This is a genomic window from Nocardioides aestuarii (assembly GCF_039527245.1).
Classification (GTDB): domain Bacteria; phylum Actinomycetota; class Actinomycetes; order Propionibacteriales; family Nocardioidaceae; genus Nocardioides; species Nocardioides aestuarii.
The window spans coordinates 2,832,840-2,851,936 of record NZ_BAAAJT010000002.1 but is presented as its reverse complement, the minus strand read 5'-3'; the positions used below and the strand labels follow the sequence as shown (position 1 = coordinate 2,851,936).

Below are 19,097 nucleotides of genomic sequence, written 5' to 3'. Positions count from 1 at the left end.
CTCAGACGATGTCGGGGGCCTGCACCCGGGCCTCGTCGGCCTCCTGGTCGGTCCACTTCAGCTGGGAGGCCCGCTCGGCCTCGACCCGCCGCAGGTAGTGGTCGACCTCGTCGTCGACGCGCGCGGCGTCCCAGCCGAGCTCGCCGGCCATCAGCTCGGCGGCGGGGCGGGCGGCCTCGGTACCGCGGTCGAAGGTCTCGATGGAGATCCGCGTACGCCGCGCGAGGACGTCGTCGAGGTGGCGTGCACCCTCGTGGGTCACCGCATGGACGACCTCGGCGGCCAGGTAGGGCTCGGCGCCGGCCAGCGCCTCCCCCAGGTCGGGTCGCTCGGCGACCAGCGCGAGGACCTCGTCGACGAGGCCGCCGTGTCGCCCGAGCAGGTGGTCGACCTGGGCCAGCGTCAGGCCGCTGGTGCGCGAGAGCATGACCCGTTGGTTGGTGCGGGCCTCGAACCCGGCGGCACCGGCCAGCGGCACGCGGTCGGTGATGCAGGTCCGGACCGGGGCCTGGGTCTCCTCGAGCAGGTCGACGACGGCGTCGATCGCGTCGCGCGCCATCACCCGCCAGGTCGTGAGCTTGCCGCCCGCCACGAGCACCAGGCCCGGCGCCGGCGAGGCCACCGTGTGCTCGCGCGAGATCCGCGAGGTCGGCTCGGTCTCGCCCGAGAGCAGCGGCCGGAGGCCGGCGTAGACGCCCTCGACGTCGTCGAGGTCGAGCGGGTCGCGGAGCACCCGGTTGACGTGCTCGAGGAGGTAGTCGATGTCGGCGCGGCTGGCGGCGGGGTGGGCCTTGTCGAGGTCCCAGGGCGTGTCGGTGGTGCCGATGATCCAGTGGGTGCCCCACGGGATCACGAAGAGCACCGACTTCTCGGTGCGGGTGATCAGGCCGCACTCGGAGCGGATCCGGTCACGCGGCACGACGAGGTGGATGCCCTTCGACGCCCGGACGTGCAGCTGGCCGCTGCCGGCCATGTCCTGGATCTCGTCGGTCCACACGCCGGCCGCGTTGATGACGACCCGGGCGCGCACCTCGAGCTCCTCGCCGGTCTCGAGGTCGGTCGCACGTACGCCGACCACGCGGCGCCCCTCGCGGAGGAAGCCCGTGACGCGGGTGCGGGTCGCGACGTGGGCGCCGTAGGACGCCGCCGTGCGGGCGACCGCGACGACGAGCCGCGCGTCGTCGACCTGGCAGTCGTAGTAGCGGATCGCGCCGGTGAGGTCGTCGGTGCGCAGGTCGGGGGCGATCCGGGCGACCTGCTTGCGGAACAGGTGGCGGTGCTTGGGGACGCCCATGTCGTACTTGCCGGCCATCGCCATCGCGTCGTAGAGCGCGAGGCCGGCGCCGACGTAGGGACGCTCGAGCCGCTTGTGGAGCGGGTAGAGGAACGGCACGGGCCGGACCAGGTGGGGTGCGAGCCGGGTGAGCTGGAGGCCGCGCTCCTGGAGGGCCTCGCGGACCAGGCCGAAGTCGAGCATCTCGAGGTAGCGCAGGCCGCCGTGGATCAGCTTGGAGCTGCGGCTGCTGGTGCCGGAGGCGAGGTCGCGCTGCTCGAGGAGTCCGGTCGACAGGCCACGGGTCGCGGCGTCGTTGGCGATGCCGGTGCCGGTGATGCCGCCGCCGACGACGAGCACGTCGAGCGGGTCCTGGGCGGTCGTGCGGGCGAGGGCCCGCAGCGCGTCGACACGGGCGCCGGGTGAGAGGGCACTGGTCATGATCGGCTCCTGCGACGGTCGAGCTCGCGCAGCATGTTGGACGCGAACCGGTCGCCCATGTGGCGCAGCACCTGGGACATGGCGGTGTGCACGGCCGGTCGGGCGACGCCGGGGATCGGCAGCCGGGCCGTGATGGTCAGGTCGATCGTCAGGCGGGTGCCGTCGTCCGACGCAGGCTCGAGGCCGTAGTGGCCCTCGGCTCCGGCCTGCAGGTGGCGCTCGAGCTCGCCGTGGGTGAAGTCGATGCGCGACTGCGGCGTGAAGGACATCGTCTCGAGCATCGACAGGTCGAGCGCGCGACCGGGCAGCGGCACTCCCTGCAGGCACCACAGCCACTGGTCGCCGTCGGCCTCGATCCGGGCCACCATCGGGGTGAGCCGGGCCACCGCGTCGGGGTCGACCAGGAGCTCCCACACCGCGTCGACGGGGTGGGGCACGTCGGCGGTGTCGCGGCGGCTGCGCGAGAAGGTGGCCACTAGCCGACCACGACCTCCACCCGCTGGAACTCCTTGAGATCGGTGTAGCCGGTGGTGGCCATCGACCGGCGCAGCGCGCCGATCAGGTTCATCGTGCCGTCGGCGACCCGGCTGGGGCCGAAGAGGATCTCCTCGAAGGTGCCGACGGGCGCGAACTCGACGCGTTGGCCGCGGGGCAGCTCGCTGTGGTGGGCCTCGCCGCCCCAGTGGAAGCCGCGGCCCGGGGCGTCGGTGGCACGGGCGAAGGGCGAGCCGACCATCACGGCGTCCGCGCCGCAGGCGACCGCCTTGGAGATGTCGCCGGACCGGCCGATGGAGCCGTCGGCGATGACGTGCACGTAGCGGCCGCCCGACTCGTCGAGGTAGTCGCGGCGGGCCGCGGCGACGTCGGCAACGGCGCTGGCCATCGGCACCGCGACTCCGAGGACGGTCCTGGTGGTGTGGGCGGCTCCACCGCCGAAGCCGACGAGGACGCCGGCCGCACCGGTCCGCATCAGGTGGAGCGCGGCCTGGTAGGTCGCGCAGCCGCCGACGATGACCGGGACGTCGAGCTCGTAGATGAACTCCTTGAGGTTCAGCGGCTCGGCCTGGCTGGAGACGTGCTCGGCGCTCACCGTCGTGCCGCGGATGACGAACATGTCGACACCGGCGTCGACGACGGTCTTGGCGAACTCCTTGGTGTGCTGGGGCGACAGCGAGCCGGCGACGGTGACGCCGGCGTCGCGGACCTCGCGGAGCCGCGCCGTGATCAGCTCGGGCTTGATCGGCTCGCGGTAGACCTCCTGCATCCGGCGGATGGCGTCGGCGCCGGTCAGTCCCGCGACCTCCACCAGCACGTCGGTGGGGTCCTCGTAGCGCGTCCAGAGCCCTTCGAGGTTGAGGACTCCGAGGCCGCCCATCCGGCCGAGGGCGATGGCCGTGGCCGGCGACATCACGGAGTCCATCGGAGCGGCGAGCACCGGGATCTCGAACCGGTAGGCGTCGATCTGCCAGGCCACGCTGACCTCCTCGGGGTCGCGGGTGCGCCGCGAGGGCACGATCGCGATGTCGTCGAAGGAGTAGGCCCGGCGGCCACGCTTGGCCTGGCCGATCTGGATCTCGGTCACCCCGTCAGCCTATCGGCGGAGCCTCACGCCGTGTGGTGCACCTCCTGGAGGCCGAACACCGGGGTGTCGATGCCCTCGAAGCGCGCCTTCAGCTGGAGCGCGAGGTAGAGGGAGTAGTGGCGCGACTGGTGGAGGTTGCCGCCGTGCATCCACAGGTTGTCGACGTTGGTCGGCTTCCACATGTTGCGCTGCTCGCCCTCCCACGGACCGGGGTCCTTGGTCGTCTCCGAGCCGAGCCCCCAGCACTTGCCGAGCCGGTCGGCGGTCTCCTGGTCGATCAGGTCGGCGACCCAGCCGTTCATGGAGTTGTAGCCGGTGGCGAGCACGACGACGTCGGCCGGCAGCTCGGTGCCGTCCTCGAGCACGACCGAGTCCTCGGTCAGGTGGGTGACCTGGCCCTGGGCGAGCTTCACGTCACCGTTCGCCACCAGGTCGGCGGCGCCGACGTCGATGTAGTAGCCCGAGCCGCGGCGCAGGTACTTCATGAAGAGGCCGGACCCGTCGTCGCCCCAGTCGTGGCGGAAGCCCGACTTCTCCAGCCGGTCGTAGAAGTCCTTGTCACGCTCGGCCATCGCCTCGTACGCCGGGATCTGGAAGGTGTGCAGGATCCGGTAGGGCAGCGACGCGAAGATCAGGTCCGCCTTCTCGGTCGTCACCCCGGCCGCGAGGGCGCGCTCGGAGTAGAGGTCGCCGAGCCCGATGTCCATCAGGCTGTCGCTCTTGACGATGTGGGTCGAGGAGCGCTGGACCATCGTCACGTCGGCGTCGTTCTCCCAGAGCGCCCCGCAGATGTCGAAGGAGGAGTTGTTGCTCCCGATGACCACGGCCTTCTTGCCGCGGTAGGCGTCCGGGCCGGGGTGGGCCGAGGAGTGGTGGACGTCGCCGCGGAACACGTCGGTGCCGGGCAGGTCGGGGACCCTGGGCTTGCCGGACATGCCGGTCGCGAAGACGAGCTGCTTCGGACGCATGGTCAACGGCTGGCCCTCGCACTCGAGCTCGACGGTCCACTCGCCCGCCGCCTCCGACCAGGTCGCGCTCTTCACCTCGGTGCTCGACCAGTAGGGCACCTCCATGACCTTGACGTAGGACTCGAGCCAGTCGCCGATCTTGTCCTTCGGCGCGAACACCGGCCAGTTGTCGGGGAACTTCAGGTAGGGCAGGTGGTCGTACCAGACCGGGTCGTGGAGGCAGAGCGACTTGTAGCGGTTGCGCCACTGGTCCCCCGGACGCGGGTGCTTGTCGACGACGAGGGTCGGTACGCCGAGCTGGCGCAGCCGCGAGCCGAGGGCGATGCCGCCCTGGCCGCCGCCGACCACGAGCACGTAGGGCTGGGTGGTCGACCCGAGGCTCTCGGCCTCCTCCTGCCGCTGCTCCTTCCACGTCTTCCGGTGCTTGTCAGCACCGTGCTCGGCCCCCATCGGCCGGTGCGTGCCGCGCGGCTCCTCGTGGCCCTTGAGCTCGTAGAGCGCTGTGAGCAGCGTCCAGGCGCGGTCCTCGCCGTCCTCCTCCGTCAGCCGCAGCAGCCCGTTGCCGCGGCCGACAGCCGTCTCGAAGGTGATCCACGCGGTGACGACGCCGTCTGCCTCGTCGGGGGGCTCGCTGGTGGCGAATCCGGACGGCGCCGTACGACCCGCGGTCTGGGCGACGAGGGACTCCACCCCGTCGCGACCCTCCACGGTCTTGATGTTCCAGGTGAAGGAGACCAGGTCGCGCCAGTAGCACTCGGTCGCGAAGAGCGCGGCGGCCGCGCCAGCGTCCTGCTCGCCGAGGGCCTGCTCGAAGCGGGACAGCCAGGAGTCCACCCGCGACTGCACGTCGGAGGCCTGGGCGGTGGGGTCGAGGGTCTGCGTCATGGCCACATCGAACGCCCGTGCGCCGCGGACCGACAGCGTTGCAGCGCGTTGCACTGTGGCGCCCCTCACACCAGCCGACCTATCCTCGGGGGCGAAGGGAGCGGCGCATGACGATCGCGGCATCCGGTCAGGGCGCAGTCGCCCCGGGGACCGACCTGTCCCTCCACGCGCGCGAGCTGCGCACGATCCACGACGCCGTGCTGTCGGGCTCCCGGCCGCGGCAGGCGCCGCGCGACCTCGTCGTCCGGTCGTGGCGCCGGGTGCTGGCCGAGGGGCTCGAGGCGCAGGGACGCAACCTGCGCGACCCGCTCCCCCTCGGGGAGACCGAGCGCCGCCGCGAGGCCTCCCCCATCGCCCTCGTCATCGACGAGCTGCGCCACGTCCTCACGGGGGTGGCCGATGCGTCGACCTACCTCATGGTCGTGACCGACGCCGACGGCGTCGTGCTCTGGCGCGAGGGGTCGTCGCGCGTGCGCCGCCAGGCCGACACGCTCGGCTTCACCGAGGGCGCGGTGTGGACCGAGCGCACCGTCGGCACCAACGCGATCGGGACCGCGCTGGCCGAGTCCGCACCCGTCGAGCTGTTCTCGGCCGAGCACTTCGAGAGCGCCCAGCACCCCTGGTACTGCTCCGCGTGGCCGATGCACGACCCGCGGACCGGCGACCTGATCGGGGTGGTCGACATCAGCGGGCCTGCGCTGACCCTCCACCCGGCCATCCGGGTGCTGGTCGAGAGCGCCGTGCGCCTCGCCGAGGGCCGGCTCGCCGGCCTCCACCGCGACCACCTCGACCGGCTCCGGCGTACGGCGGAACCGCTGCTCGCGGGCACGTCCGGGCCGCTGCTGGTCGTCGACGACCTCGGCTGGGTCGCCCACCACGCGGGCCTCGCCCACCGCGAGCGCATCGCGGCACCGCGCGAGCAGCACCCTCTGGCCGTCCCCGGCCTCGGCCTGTGCGTGCCCGAACGGCTCGGGGAGGGCTGGCTCGTCCGCCCGCCCCAGGAGCGCGGGGCGGTCACCGCCCGGCTCGACCTCGGCTCCCGGCTGCTCGAGGTGTCCGGGTCCGGCGAGGGCTGGCGCACGTCGCTGACCGCCCGGCACGCGGAGCTGCTGCGCCTGGTCGCCGCGGCCGGCCCCGCGGGCGTCACCGCGGCCGCGCTGAGCCGGGCCGTGCACGGCGACGACCAGCACACCGTCACCGTGCGAGCCGAGATGTCGCGCCTGCGGCGCGTCATCGGCGCCCTGGTCGAGCCTCACCCCTACCGGGTGGCCGCCGGAGTCAGCCTCACGCTCGAGGAGCCCGCATGAGTCCCGTCCGCGGCTACACCGGCTGGCTCGGCACCATCCTGGGCACCCCGGACCCGATCGGCCTCGGCCGCTTCTACGCCGGCCTGCTCGGCGGTGATCTCGACGAGGGCGACCCGGAGTTCGTGACGCTGCTGGTCCGACCGACCGACACCACCAGCCTCGGGTTCCAGCTCGAGCCCGACCACGTGCCGCCGGTGTGGCCGGACCCGGCGGGCGGCCAGCAGATGCAGGTCCACCTCGACATCGGCGTGGCCTCGCTCCCCGAGGCCGTCGAGGACGCCGTCGCGCTCGGCGCACGGCCGGCGGACCAGCAACCGCAGGACGACGTCCGGGTGATGCTGGACCCCGCCGGCCACCCCTTCTGCCTCTACACCGACGACTGAGCCGGAAAACTTCCCGGGGCGGGCGTGCAACCCCGGAGGCCGCTCACCCCGTTGAGGTGGGCATGAGGACGACGACGGGGGTCGACACATGAGGCGGGCGGACGAAGCAGCGTTCGAGGAGTTCGCCGTCGCGGCCCAGTCGCGGCTGCGCAGCACGGCCTACCTGATGTGCGGCGACTGGCACCACGCCTCCGACCTCGTGCAGGACACGCTGGTGCGGCTCTACGTCGCGTGGCCGCGGTTGCAGCGGCAGGGCGCCGAGCTGGCCTACGCCCGCCGCACGATGCTCAACCTGCTCCTAGACCAGCGCCGCCGTCGTTCCAGCGGCGAGGTGCCGCGGGCCGAGGACGACACACGGCCGTCGGGCGAGGACGTCGCCGAGGCCGTGTCGACCCGTGCCGCCCTGCTCGCCACCCTCGACCGGCTGCCACCGCGGCAGCGGGCGTGCGTGGTGCTGCGCTACTTCGACGACCTGTCGGTGGCCGACACCGCCGCCGCCCTCGGCTGCACCGAGGGCACGGTCAAGAGCCAGACGGCCCGGGGCCTCGACGCCCTCCGGGCGCTGGTGGCCGAGACGTCCCTGGCCGATCTGCGGATCGGGTGAGAGGAGACCCACGATGGTGAACGACCTGCGCGAGCTGCTCCGTGACAGCGTGAGCGACGCACCCCACGACGACCTCGACACGACGCAGCTGCTGGCGGCCGGCCGGTCCCGCGTACGCCGCCGCCGGGCGGTCCAGCTGGCGGCAGCGACGGCGGCCGTCGGACTGGTCGCGGCCGGCGCCTCGCTCGTCGGACCGGGCCTGCTCGGCAACCGCGCGGCACCGATCGACCGTCCCGACCTGGTCGGACCCGTCCTCCACCTCGAGGACGCCGTCGAGGCCGGTCGGGGCGACGTCGAGGTGGTGGCCCGCCACACCGAGGAGAACCTCAACCGGGCCAACGGTTCCCACTACTACGGCGTCACCGACGACGGACTCGTGCTCGTCGGCGACGGGCCGCACGGCATCCGGAACGAGCTCGACCTCTGGTTCCTCGACCCGGAGACCGGTGAGGAGCAGCCGCTGCCGAGCCCGCCGGACTCCGACTGGGGCCAGGTGCTCGAGCTCAGCGAGGACCGCATCGTCGTCTACTCCTACGGGATGGTGACCGCCGACACCACCGGTGCGTACGTCCTGGACCGTGAGACCCTCGAGTGGTCGGAGGTGCGCTGGAGCGGCCTACCCGAGCGGGACCAGCGAGGGGTCGCGATCGGCCCGGACGGGCGGGTCTACCTCGGAGTGGCGATGAGTCCCGACGAGCAGCGCGAGGCCGACCTGCAGGCCGCGCGAGACGCGGCCGGAGGCAGGGAGGTCGACGACTCCGGGGTCACCGGTGAGCGCTACGCGCTGTGGTCCGCCTCCCTGACCGACGCCACCGACGTGCGCGACGAGGACCTGGCGGTGGGCTCCTTCGCGTTCGACGAGGACACCATGGCCTGGTCCGCACGCACCAACGGCACCAACGACCGGGTCTTCGTCAAGGACCTCGACACCGGGGAGGTCACCGACTTCGACCCGATGTCCGGTCGGCGCTGCAACCTGCTCGATTTCGGCCTCGCCGGCGAGCAGGTGGTCCTGTCCCAGTACTGCGGCGACCTGCCGGAGAAGCAGCGCGACGACCGGGTCCAGGTCGTCACCACCGACGGCGAGCCCGTCGTGACCGTGCAGAGCACCTCCATCGACGGCGCTGCGGTCGACGACCGATGGGTAGAGGTGCAGGCCCAGACCCTGGGCCAGGACTCGACCGACGGCACCTACCTCTACGACCTCGAGACCGACCGGCTCCTGCGGGTCAGCGACGCCCTCTCCAACTTCGCGATCGGCGGTGGCCCGATGCCTCCCGGCTACGTGATGTGGAACCAGCCCGTCAATGATCGGCGAGGCCAGGAGGAGGTCATCGCCCGCCTCCCCTGAGCCGCCCCTGTCAGGCGGTCGTGGCGTCGTCGAGGGAGCGGCGGAGCCAGGCAGCGAAGCGCTCCTCGCTCCAGCCGCGGCGCCCCACGAGCGCGAGGTAGGTCTCCGACCGCATCAGGACGTAGACCTCGTCGACGGCGTCGGGGTGGGGCTCCCCGGTGGCGAGCAGCTCGACGACCTGGGCGGCGATGCCGACCAGGCCGGCCTCGGAGGCATCGACCAGGTCGCGCAGCTCGGGGTCGACGTCGGCGGCCAGGGGCAGCACCCGGGCGAGCGGTGCGATGCCGGCCAGCGACCGGGTCACCAGGAAGACGATGCGGTCGAGCCGGACGCCGCGGTCGGGCTCGTCGCCGAGACGCAGGGCGGCGAAGGCCGCCTGGGCGTCGACGTGGCGGCCGAAGCCGTTGCGGCGCAGGGCGGCCATGAGCAGGCCGGCCTTGCTGCCGAAGGCGGAGGAGACGAGGTCGGAGGACACCTCGGCCGCGGCGGCGACGTCGGCGATCGTGGTGCCGGCCCAGCCGTGCTCACCGAAGAGCCGCGCGGCCTCCTCGGCCACGCGGAGGCGGCGTTGCTCGGCCGCCGCCCGGCGGCCGCTGGCGTCGTACCGCCGCTTGGTCACGCTCAGAGAGTAGTGATGCTGCCAAGCATGGCGACGGCGCCCCGCCCGGTGCTGTCCCCCGTCCGGCTCCGGACGGTCGGCGCCGCCGCACCCCCCTGCTTTGGTTCCCCCCGAACCAGAACGAATATAGGACGAGATCGGCGCGGTGAACAGTCGTTTGCGTGCATCTCCACAGGTTTTACCTGACGGCGGCCGCCAGCGACCGGGACAGCCACGCTCGGTAGCGCTCGTCGGACCAGCCGCGGCTGCGGGTGAAGGTCAGGTAGGTCTCGGCCAGCAGCAGCTGGTAGACCTCGTCGGCCGCGTCGGGGGGCGCCTCCCCCGGGGCGATCAGCCGGACCACCTCGGCGGCGGTCGCGGAGAAGGAGTCCTCGGCGACCATGACCAGCACCCGCAGGTCGGCGTCCTGGTCACCGGCGACCCGCAGCACCTCGAGGAACGGCGCCATCCCCGGCATCACGCGGCAGGCGAGGTCGACCACCCACTCCAGCCGGACGTCGAGGTCGGGCTCGTCGTCGAGCCGGAGCGAGGCGAGCGCCTCGCGGACGTTGGCTCGCTCACCGAAGCCCGCGTGCCGGAAGGCCGCCATCAGCAGCCCGGGCTTCCCACCGAACGCGCCGGAGACGAGGTCGGTCGAGACGTCGGCGCGGCGCGCGACCTCGCCCATCGTGGTGCCGGTCCAGCCGTGCTCGAGGAACAGCTCGGCCGCGGCCGCGGCGATCCGCTGCCGCCGCTCGTGAGCAGCGACACGACGACGGGTGCCGTCGTAGGGGCGCGACGGGAGCGCGCCGCCCCGGACGTCCATCCGCGTCATGCCCCGCCGTCAGCGTCCGGTGTAGTTGGGCGCCTCGACGGTCATCTGGACGCCGTGGGGGTGGCTCTCGGTCAGCGACGCGGAGGTGATCCGGACGAACCGGCCCTTCTCCTGCAGCTCGGGCACGGTCCGCGCGCCGACGTAGAACATCGACTGGTTGAGACCGCCGATCAGCTGGTGCGTGACCGCGGACAGCGGCCCGCGATAGGCGACCTGGCCCTCGATCCCCTCCGGGACGATCTGGTCGTCACTGGTGACCTCGGCCTGGAAGTAGCGGTCCTTGGAGTAGGACTTCTTGCCGCGGCTGCTCATCGCGCCCAGCGAGCCCATGCCGCGGTAGGCCTTGTACTGCTTGCCGTTGACGAAGACGAGCTCCCCGGGCGACTCCTCGCACCCGGCGAGCAGTGAGCCGACCATCACGCAGTCGGCACCCGCCACGATCGCCTTCGCGATCTCGCCCGAGTGCTTCATGCCGCCGTCGGCGATGACCGGGACGCCGGCCGGCTTGCAGGCCAGCGAGGCCTCGTGGACCGCGGTGATCTGGGGTACGCCGACGCCGGTGACGACGCGGGTGGTGCAGATCGAGCCGGGGCCGACCCCCACCTTCACCGCGTCGGCGCCCGCGTCGACGAAGGCCTGGGCCCCCTCGCGGGTCGCGACGTTGCCGCCGATGACCTGCACGTGCCTGGTCGCCGGGTCGCTCTTGAGTCGCTCGACCATGTCGAGCAGCATCCGCACGTTGCCGTGGGCGGTGTCGGCCACGAGCACGTCGACCCCGGCCTCGATGAGCCGACCCGCGCGCTCCCAGGCGTCGCCGAAGTAGCCGATCGCCGCGCCGACCATCAGCCGGCCGTGGGGGTCGTTGGAGGCGTGGGGGAACTGCTCGGACTTCACGAAATCCTTGACCGTGATCAGGCCGGCGAGCCGACCCTGGTCGTCGACCAGCGGCAGCCGCTCGCGCTTGTGCTTGCGCAGCAGCAGGGTCGCCTCCTCGCGGGAGATGCCGACCGGGCCGGTGATCAACGGCATCGGCGTCATCACCTCGTCGACCTTCGTGCTGGCCCACTCCGCGACCGGTGTGAACCGGAGGTCGCGGTTGGTGATGATGCCGAGCAGGGTGTTGTCGACGCCGACCACCGGCAGGCCGGAGACGCGGTACTCCCCGCAGATCCGGTCGAGCTCCTCGAGCGTCGCGTCGGGACCGATGGTCACCGGGTTGGAGATGATGCCGGTCTGGGTCCGCTTCACCAGGTCGACCTGGTAGGCCTGGTCGTCGATCGACAGGTTGCGGTGGAGCACGCCGAGGCCGCCCTGGCGAGCCATGGCGATCGCCATCCGTGACTCGGTGACGGTGTCCATCGCGGCGCTGACCAGCGGGATCCGCAGCGAGATCTCGCGGGTGAGGCGGCCGGTCGTGTCGATGTCGCTGGGCGCCAGGTCGGAGTGACCGGGCAGCAGCAGGACGTCGTCGTAGGTGAGACCGAGCCTCGCAAATTTCTCCGGGAACTTCTCAGGGACCTCCACGAGCCCAGTCTACGGGTGCCGCGGGGTGCTCAGCGGACGCCGGCCAGCTGCTGCACCGGGATCCGCACCGTGAGGGTGTCGGCACCCATCCGGATCCGCCCGCGCAGGCCCGTGCCGAGCACCAGCGGGAGCACTGCCTGGTTGTCGGCGGCGGTCTTCACGACGATCTCGTCGGCGTCGGAGCTGCGGGCGACCCGGGCGACCTCGAGCAGCAGCCGCGAACCGATCCCCCGTCGACGCCAGGCCGGGTCGACGCCGAGGTCGACGTGCCACGCGCCGTCGCGGTCGGCATACCAGGTCACGCTGCCGACGACCGTGCCGTCGACCCGGGCGAGGACCGCGCTGTCGCCGACCTCGAAGCTCGGCGGGCCGTCGCTGCTGACCCGGCGGCCGGGCTCGGGCAGCGGTCGGAGCTTGGTGACGGCGAGGACGTCGGTGACGAGCTCGGCGAGCGCCGTGCCCCTCGCGTGCTCGGTGGCGGTGAACGGCGCGGTACGGCGGACCTGCACCGACACCTCTCCCACGACCAGGTCCATCACGTCCTGGACCGGGCCGAGGGTGGTGCCGGCCACCGACGACCCGGTCGGGTCGGCCTCGGCGTCGAAGAGCTGGGCGACGACCTCGGGGAAGCCGGCCGGCTGCGCCAGGATGCTGCGGGCCGCCAGGACGTAGCGGGTCGGCTGGTCGGCCAGTGCGGCCTCGGTGCACGGCAGCACGCTCACCTTGGTGCCGCCTGCGTGCTCGACGAGCTCGGCCAGGTCGGTCAGCTGCCAGGTGTCCGGGGTGCGCAGGATGAGCTCGTCGGTGACCCGTTCGACACCGGGGAAGATCTGGAGCCCGAGGATGTTGACCCCCGACTCCCCACAGCTCGCCGCCAGCTCCGCCAGCGCACCGGGCCGGTCGGGCAGCGTCGTCCGCACTCGCCACAGCATCGGCAGGTCCCCTCTCTTCTCGAGCTCTTCCGCGAGAAGTCTGGGGGACCGATGTTTCGAGAATCTTTCTGCAGGTTTCCGGGCTGTCACGTCCGGACGCCGTCACCCGGCGCCGGTCTGCCCCTCGGCAGCGTCCACGTCGTGGTGCCCACCGGTGCCGGACAGCAGGTCCACGGCGGGAAGGCCACTGCCACCGATCCCGAGGACGGTGACGGCCACGATCGCCGCGACGACCGCGCCACGGAGATGGGCCGAGTGCTGCCGCCCGCGCGGCAGACCACGTCGCTCGGCGCGGAGCAGGCTCAGGCAGCACGCCACGGCCACCACCTCGAGCGCACCCGCGCTGAGGTCGGCGAGGCCGACCGGCTCGGGCTCCCACGCCTCCGGCCCGAACGGCAGGCCCGCGGTCCGGGAGACGGCCCACAGGACGACCAGCCCCACCGACCCGACGGCGGTCAGGACCAGGACGAGACGCCCCGGCTGCCGCCACACCCAGAGCGCCGCGGTGACCTGGGCGAGCTCGACGACGACGAAGAAGACGCCGGCAGCCCGCCACTCCCCCATGTGCTCGGGCACGACCGCGGCGTGCACCAGGGCAGACCCCACCAGCGCGAGCACCAGCGCGAGCCGGCGATCGTCGATGACGACGCGAGGCCGGGCCCCGCTCCGGTAGGAGGCCGCGACGATCGGCCTGCCCCGCAGGGCCACGGCCCACCCGAGGAGGACGACGTTGGTCACGGCCAGCATCGGGATGCCGACTCCCACCGCCTTGAGCTGCACGACCAACGACGCGTGCTCGGCGCGGGTGAGGCAGGCATCGACGCAGGTCCGGTGCGTCTCGGCGTGATGGACCAGCTCGGCCGCCTGCAGGTGGTAGTCCCACAGCGAGCTCGCCAGCAGGATCGCGGCACCCGCCAGCGCGGTCGTCGCGGCCAGGACCAGGACGGTGCCGACCGCCGGCCCGCGCCCTCTCGGGACGTCGCCCCAGCGACGACTCACGAGGGCCAGCGCCACCACCACCGCGACCACGTGGACCGGCAGCAGCTCGACGGACTCCCGGACCCAGCTGAGGGCAGGGTCTGACGTGCGTTCGATCGACCCGACGCTCGTGCGCAGCACCACCACGATGAACTGGTCGGCCAGCGCGACCAGCGCGGCGAGCGGGAGGACCATCGAGCCCCACGGCACGGACCGCTCCGCGGGACCGTCGCTGCCGACGGTCCCGCGGTGGAGGAGGGCCTCGGTGGTCACGGCGAGATCGCCCAGCCGAACATCATGGCGTGGTCCTCGTGCGCCAGGTTGTGGCAGTGGGCGACGTAGGGCCCGACGAAGTCGCGGAAGCCGCGGTAGATGATGACCGACTCACCGGGGTCGAGGGCGACCAGGTCCTCGCGGGAGATGTCGTCCGGGTGGCCGGCGTCGGGCCGCTGCGTGACGTCCTTGCCGTTGCGCATCACGGTGCGGTGCTCCTCCATGTGGAGGTGGAAGGGATGGACCCAGCCGCCGCCACCGTTGCGGATCTCCCAGAGGTTGAAGCTGCCCTTCTTCTGGATCGCGAGCGGCCGCTTCCCCGACGGGTTCTTCAGGCTCGCCGCCACGGTGTCGGGCGTGAACGGCTGGCCGTTGATGAGCCACTCGACCTCGCCCCCGGCCCCGCCGCGCTGCACCTCGAAGATCGAGCGGTTGTCCATCATGCTCTTCCAGCTCGAGGGCAGCGGCGGGAGCGCACGCATCTGCTGGGGGATCTGGCTGTTGTCCTCGGCGAGGTCGCCGATCACGAACTTGAGCACCGGCACCTTGTACCTCGGGTCGGGCGAGAACCGGTTGGACTTCGACCACATCCGGCCGTCGGGCATCTTCATCACGTTGGTCAGGTAGACCACGTCGCCCTTCGTGGTGGGCGTCCCGTCCTGGTAGCGGGTGAAGTCGATGACGACCTCGCGGCGCTTGGCCGGCCAGAGCTCGAAGTTGTCCCGCTCGATCGGGAACGGGAGCAGCCCGCCGTCGGAGGCGATCTGGGTGAACTTCATGCACTGCTGGCCGTCCTCGATCCGGTACTGGCCCTGCAGGTCCTCGTCCTTGTAGCCCAGGGAGACCGCCGACTTCGGGCCCTGCGTGGAGCTCATGAGCTGGAAGTCGTAGATCCGGGCCACCGAGGCGTCGAGGAAGCGGAAGCGGTACTTGCGCCGCTTCACCTCCATCACCGGGAAGGCGGTGCCGTTGACGGTGAAGATGTCGCCGACGAAGCCGTGGTTGGGGAAGTGCTTGAAGAAGGTCTTGCCCCACCACTCCGGGTGCGTGGACGGGTTGTGCGCGTCGGGGTAGTCACCCTCGCCGTCGTGGATGTCCTGGTGGACGGTGACGCCGTCGTCGAGCCTGGCGTCGAAGAACGCGAGCGGGATGTCGTAGTCGACGTCGAAGGAGCCGTCGGAGTGGTCCTTGCGCACCCCCGGGAGGCGCAGCCCCCGGCGCTCGTCCCCCATGTCCATCCCGTTCTTGGGGTCGTAGATGGGATAGAGACCGACCATCCCCTTGTAGACGTTGGCGCCGGTGTGGTCCATGCGATGGTCGTGGAACCAGAAGAAGCTCTGCTTCTCGCGGTCGTCGTGGCCGGCCGGCCAGTTGAGGTAGAGGTTGTCCACCCAGGTGCCGGTCTCGTAGCCGACCTTCTTCGGGCCCATCACCATCGAGTAGTGGGGGTTGCCGTCGCTCTCGGGTGCGGTGTGGGCGTTGTGGAGGTGGGTGAGGAACGAGGCGTCCGGCGCACCGAAGTCCTGGCGGTCGAGGTTGAACGGGTTCTCGTCCAGGCTGTTGATGAAGCGGATCAGGACCGGCTTGCCGTACTCGGCGTTGATCATCGGCCCCGGGAAGGTGCCGTTGAACCCGTAGATCGTGCTCACCGGCAGGGTGCGCTCCTCGCCCTCGCGGTAGATCTTCCCGTCGGCGTCGAAGGACTTGGCGGGCAGGCCGTCACGGGTGATGGGGAGCACCTTCGAGGTGGTGAAGGAGTGGCCCCGCACCAGCAGCTCGATCTTGTAGACCAACGGGTCCGGGTAGGAGATCTCGTTCGGCCACTTCTGGTGACGCTCGTTGCGCATCGAGTTCTGCCGGCCGTCTCCCGGGCCCGGCGTGTCGGTCCAGGACAGGTAGCTGGACTCCGGCTCCGGTTCCAGCGCCTTCGGGATCGACAACCGGTCCTTGAACGGTTCCAGGATCAGCGGGCTCGTCGGGAACGCCTCCACGTAGAAGAGCGTGTCCCCGAGGGCTGTCCCGGCGGCCGAGAAGACGCCGTCGGGGTTCAGCAGTCCGCGTCGCGCCAGCGACGGGCCGACGAACGCGCCGGCCGTCGTGATCCCTGCTCCTGCTGCACCCACGGCCCCGAGCCGCAGCAGCGTGCGCCGTGCGAACGGGACCGATGCCTGGTCCTGCAGCCTGTCTGTCGTCGCGCCCAGCGGCGCGCTGTTCTGTTCTTCCATGTCCCCGCTCCAGTGCATCCCCATCGGTCCGAGACCGAACACCCCGAGCAGGCGCGACGCTAGAGGGCGAGGGTTGGGTTTTCCTTGGGGTGGCGCGGCTGGAGACCGAGGTGCCACAGCCACGACCCGAGGCCGAGCAGCACCAGGAACGACGACGCGATCGCCAGCTCCACGACGGTGCCGGTGACCAGCGGCGCCACGAGGCCCGCCACCAGGCCGTTGAGCATGAGCGTGAAGAAGGTGAACATCGAGACCGCGGCGCCGCGGCCCGCCGGGAACATGTCGAGCAGCGCGAGCTGGAGCGAGGGGTAGGCCGCGGCGGTGCCGACGCCCAGGAGCGCGGGCCCGACGACGGCCCACGGGAGCGACGGACCGACGGTCGCGGCCAGGCCCACGTTGACGAACGAGCCGAGGGTCGCGAAGAGCATCGCCGCCGTGATGAGCCGGTCGCCGCTCACGCGGCCGGCGGCGAGGCTGCTGACCTGGGACCCGACGAGCACGCCGCCGATCATCGGGACGAAGAAGACCCAGAAGTCGAGCTCGCCCCGGCCGAGCAGGTCGACCACGAAGATCGGCGCGGCGCCGATGTAGATGAACTGGCCCGCGAACGAGAGCGCGGCCGCCCAGGCGACCCGGTGGAAGGTCGCGTTGCGGGTGACGTCGAGGAGGCTGCCGACCAGCGACGCGACGCGCAGCGGCGTCCGGCGCTCGGCGGGATGGGTCTCGGGGAGGGCGAGCGCCACGACGGTGATGAGCAGCAGGCCCACGCCGGCCATGAACCAGAAGGTGACCTGCCACGGACCGAGCTGGAGCAGCAGGCCGCCGATGATCGGTGCCACCGCCGGGGCCACCGCGAAGATCATCATCACGCGGCTCATCAGACGCTGCGCCTCCGGCCCGGAGAACGCGTCGCGGATGACCGTGCGGCTGACGATCACGCCGCCGCCGGCGCTGAGTCCCTGGAGCACCCGGAAGACCAGCAGCATCGGCAGGCTGGTCGAGAAGGCGCAGCCGATCGAGGCCAGCACGTAGACCGCGACACCGCCGAGGATGACCGGGCGGCGCCCGACGGCGTCCGAGAGCGGGCCGTGGAAGGGGCTCATCAGGCCGAAGGAGATGAGGTAGGCCGAGACGACCAGCTGCATCTGGTCACCCGTGACGTCGAAGTCGTCGCCCATCTGCCTGAAGGCGGGGAACGGGGTGTCGATGCTGAAGGGGCCGAGCATCGAGAGTCCCGCCAGGATCAGCGGGACGAGGAACACGAACCCTGCAGAGACGCCGGACCCGCCCCGGCCGGAGCCGGGGCGGGTCGCGTCGTTCAGGGGATCAGTGGCCGTGGCCGTGTCCGTGACCGTGTCCGGTCGCGGCCTCCTCCTCGTCCTCGGGCTTGTCGACGACCAGGGTCTCGGTCGTGAGCAGCATGCCCGCGATGGAGGTGGCGTTGACGAGCGCGGAGCGGGTGACCTTGACGGGGTCGAGGACGCCCTGGGCGACGAGGTCGCCGTACTCCTCGGTGGCGGCGTTGTAGCCGGTGCCGACACCGTTCTCGCGGACCTTGGCGACGACGACGTAGCCGTTGACCCCGCCGTTCTCGGCGATCCAGCGCAGCGGCTCGTCCGCGGCCTTGCGGACGATCCGGACGCCGGCGGCCTCGTCGCCGGTGAGGCCGAGGTCGTCCTCGAGCACCGAGACGGCGTGGATCAGCGCCGAGCCACCGCCGGGGACGATGCCCTCCTCGATCGCGGCACGCGTCGCGGAGACGGCGTCCTCGATGCGGTGCTTCTTCTCCTTGAGCTCGACCTCGGTGGCCGCGCCGACCTTGACGACGCACACGCCGCCGGCCAGCTTGGCGAGACGCTCCTGGAGCTTCTCGCGGTCCCAGTCGGAGTCGGTGGACTCGATCTCGGCCTTGATCTGGTTGACCCGGCCCTCGACGGCAGCGGCGTCGCCGGCCCCGTCGACGATCGTGGTGTTGTCCTTGGTGACGACGACGCGACGCGCCTGGCCCAGCACCTCGAGCCCGACCTGGTCGAGCTTGAGGCCGACCTCGGGCGCCACGACCTGACCGCCGGTCAGGGTCGCGATGTCCTGCATCATCGCCTTGCGGCGGTCACCGAAGGCGGGGCTCTTCACCGCGACGGCGTTGAACGTGCCGCGGATCTTGTTGACCACGAGGGTCGAGAGCGCCTCGCCGTCGACGTCCTCGGCGAGGATGAAGAGCGGCTTGCCGGCGGCGATGACCTTCTCGAGCAGCGGGAGCAGGTCCTGCACGGAGGAGATCTTCCCCTGGTGGAGCAGGATGTAGGGGTCTTCGAGGACGGCCTCCATGCGCTCGGGGTCGCTGACGAAGTAGGCCGAGATGTAGCCCTTGTCGAACTGCATGCCCTCGGTGAACTCCAGCTCGGTGCCCATGGTGTTGGACTCCTCGACGGTGATCACGCCGTCCTTGCCGACCTTGTCGAAGGACTGGGCGAGCAGGTCGCCGATGTGGGCGTCGCGGCTGGAGATCGTCGCGACGGACGCCATGTCCTCGCGGGTCTCGACCTCGCGGGCCGCCTCCTTGAGCGCGTCGCCGACGGCCTCGGCCGCGGCGTCCATGCCCCGCTTGAGGCCCATCGGGTTGATGCCGGCCGCGACGGCGCGCAGGCCTTCGTGGACCATCGCCTGGGCCAGCACGGTGGCGGTGGTGGTGCCGTCACCCGCGACGTCGTTGGTCTTGGTGGCGACCTCCTTGGTGAGCTGGGCACCGAGGTTCTCGAACGGGTCGTCGAGCTCGACCTCACGCGCGACGGTCACGCCGTCGTTGGTGATCGTGGGGGCGCCCCACTTCTTGTCGAGGACGACGTAGCGGCCCCGGGGGCCGAGGGTGACCTTGACGGTGTTGGCGAGGACGTCGACGCCGCGCTCGAGGCTGCGGCGGGCGTTCTCGTCGAACTCC

The 19,097-nt window shown here is 71.7% G+C and carries 16 protein-coding genes; 4 read left to right on the top strand and 12 right to left on the bottom strand.

Translation table 11 applies throughout. The features are described 5' to 3' along the window. Position 1: 1 nt before the first annotated feature. Genes glpD through ABD091_RS14365 form a run of 4 tightly spaced genes read right to left on the bottom strand, consistent with a single transcriptional unit; the run spans position 2 to position 5,149 of the window. The gene (glpD, locus tag ABD091_RS14380) at positions 2–1,714 is read right to left on the bottom strand and encodes a glycerol-3-phosphate dehydrogenase (protein WP_343919602.1); all 1,713 of its coding nucleotides are present in this window, start codon (positions 1,712–1,714) and stop codon (positions 2–4) included. Next, positions 1,711–2,190 (bottom strand): SRPBCC family protein, encoded by a 480-nt coding sequence (locus tag ABD091_RS14375; RefSeq protein WP_343919600.1) that lies wholly within the window; start codon positions 2,188–2,190, stop codon positions 1,711–1,713. Before ABD091_RS14375 ends, glpD begins: the two co-directional genes overlap by 4 nt. Continuing rightward, the gene (locus ABD091_RS14370; protein ID WP_343919598.1) at positions 2,190–3,296 is read right to left on the bottom strand and encodes a GuaB3 family IMP dehydrogenase-related protein; all 1,107 of its coding nucleotides are present in this window, start codon (positions 3,294–3,296) and stop codon (positions 2,190–2,192) included. The genes ABD091_RS14375 and ABD091_RS14370 overlap by 1 nt, the downstream gene beginning before the upstream one ends. 23 nt (positions 3,297–3,319) lie before the next feature. Then, entirely contained in the window at positions 3,320–5,149 is a 1,830-nt protein-coding gene (locus tag ABD091_RS14365; protein ID WP_343919596.1) for a flavin-containing monooxygenase, read from the bottom strand. A 107-nt stretch (positions 5,150–5,256) separates the two neighbouring features. Between ABD091_RS14365 and ABD091_RS14360 the strand changes: the two genes are divergently transcribed. The 4 genes from ABD091_RS14360 (at position 5,257) to ABD091_RS14345 (ending at position 8,794) form a co-directional block, all read left to right on the top strand. Then, a complete protein-coding gene (locus ABD091_RS14360) occupies positions 5,257–6,456 on the top strand; it encodes a GAF domain-containing protein (protein ID WP_343919594.1) in 1,200 nt (399 codons plus the stop codon). Next, positions 6,453–6,839 (top strand): VOC family protein, encoded by a 387-nt coding sequence (locus ABD091_RS14355; protein WP_343919592.1) that lies wholly within the window; start codon positions 6,453–6,455, stop codon positions 6,837–6,839. The genes ABD091_RS14360 and ABD091_RS14355 overlap by 4 nt, the downstream gene beginning before the upstream one ends. Positions 6,840–6,927: 88 nt before the next feature. Next, complete coding sequence (locus ABD091_RS14350) at positions 6,928–7,443, top strand: SigE family RNA polymerase sigma factor (RefSeq protein ID WP_343919590.1); 516 nt, start codon at positions 6,928–6,930, stop codon at positions 7,441–7,443. Positions 7,444–7,456: 13 nt separating this feature from the next. Then, a complete protein-coding gene (locus tag ABD091_RS14345) occupies positions 7,457–8,794 on the top strand; it encodes a Kelch repeat-containing protein (protein ID WP_343919588.1) in 1,338 nt (445 codons plus the stop codon). A gap of 10 nt (positions 8,795–8,804) precedes the next feature. On the opposite strand, the gene ABD091_RS14340 is transcribed toward ABD091_RS14345, so the two are convergent. The 8 genes from ABD091_RS14340 to groL all read right to left on the bottom strand — a co-directional run. Further along, a complete protein-coding gene (locus ABD091_RS14340; protein WP_343919586.1) occupies positions 8,805–9,413 on the bottom strand; it encodes a TetR/AcrR family transcriptional regulator in 609 nt (202 codons plus the stop codon). A gap of 178 nt (positions 9,414–9,591) precedes the next feature. Then, a complete protein-coding gene (locus ABD091_RS14335; protein ID WP_343919584.1) occupies positions 9,592–10,227 on the bottom strand; it encodes a TetR family transcriptional regulator in 636 nt (211 codons plus the stop codon). A 9-nt stretch (positions 10,228–10,236) separates the two neighbouring features. Next, positions 10,237–11,751, bottom strand: a complete 1,515-nt coding sequence (gene guaB / locus ABD091_RS14330; RefSeq protein ID WP_343919582.1) for an IMP dehydrogenase — start codon at positions 11,749–11,751, stop codon at positions 10,237–10,239. 29 nt (positions 11,752–11,780) lie between these two features. Beyond that, the gene (locus tag ABD091_RS14325) at positions 11,781–12,683 is read right to left on the bottom strand and encodes a GNAT family N-acetyltransferase (protein WP_343919580.1); all 903 of its coding nucleotides are present in this window, start codon (positions 12,681–12,683) and stop codon (positions 11,781–11,783) included. 102 nt (positions 12,684–12,785) lie between these two features. Then, positions 12,786–13,934 (bottom strand): hypothetical protein, encoded by a 1,149-nt coding sequence (locus tag ABD091_RS14320; protein ID WP_343919578.1) that lies wholly within the window; start codon positions 13,932–13,934, stop codon positions 12,786–12,788. Then, a complete protein-coding gene (locus ABD091_RS14315) occupies positions 13,931–16,159 on the bottom strand; it encodes a multicopper oxidase family protein (RefSeq protein ID WP_343919576.1) in 2,229 nt (742 codons plus the stop codon). The genes ABD091_RS14320 and ABD091_RS14315 overlap by 4 nt, the downstream gene beginning before the upstream one ends. A 59-nt stretch (positions 16,160–16,218) precedes the next feature. Next, positions 16,219–17,421, bottom strand: a complete 1,203-nt coding sequence (locus ABD091_RS14310) for a multidrug effflux MFS transporter (protein WP_343919574.1) — start codon at positions 17,419–17,421, stop codon at positions 16,219–16,221. 64 nt (positions 17,422–17,485) lie between these two features. Continuing rightward, the coding region (gene groL, locus ABD091_RS14305; RefSeq protein ID WP_343919572.1) for a chaperonin GroEL at positions 17,486–19,097 on the bottom strand (1,612 nt) is incomplete at its 5' end.

What these genes read in the sequence shown, in the direction of transcription:
- glpD (WP_343919602.1), bottom strand. Translation starts at nt 1,714, where the DNA reads ATGACCAGTGCCCTCTCACCCGGCGCCCGTGTCGACGCGCTGCGGGCC.
- ABD091_RS14365 (WP_343919596.1), bottom strand. Translation starts at nt 5,149, where the DNA reads ATGACGCAGACCCTCGACCCCACCGCCCAGGCCTCCGACGTGCAGTCG.
- ABD091_RS14360 (WP_343919594.1), top strand. Translation starts at nt 5,257, where the DNA reads ATGACGATCGCGGCATCCGGTCAGGGCGCAGTCGCCCCGGGGACCGAC.
- ABD091_RS14355 (WP_343919592.1), top strand. Translation starts at nt 6,453, where the DNA reads ATGAGTCCCGTCCGCGGCTACACCGGCTGGCTCGGCACCATCCTGGGC.
- ABD091_RS14350 (WP_343919590.1), top strand. Translation starts at nt 6,928, where the DNA reads ATGAGGCGGGCGGACGAAGCAGCGTTCGAGGAGTTCGCCGTCGCGGCC.
- ABD091_RS14345 (WP_343919588.1), top strand. Translation starts at nt 7,457, where the DNA reads ATGGTGAACGACCTGCGCGAGCTGCTCCGTGACAGCGTGAGCGACGCA.
- ABD091_RS14335 (WP_343919584.1), bottom strand. Translation starts at nt 10,227, where the DNA reads ATGACGCGGATGGACGTCCGGGGCGGCGCGCTCCCGTCGCGCCCCTAC.
- ABD091_RS14325 (WP_343919580.1), bottom strand. Translation starts at nt 12,683, where the DNA reads ATGCTGTGGCGAGTGCGGACGACGCTGCCCGACCGGCCCGGTGCGCTG.
- ABD091_RS14315 (WP_343919576.1), bottom strand. Translation starts at nt 16,159, where the DNA reads ATGGAAGAACAGAACAGCGCGCCGCTGGGCGCGACGACAGACAGGCTG.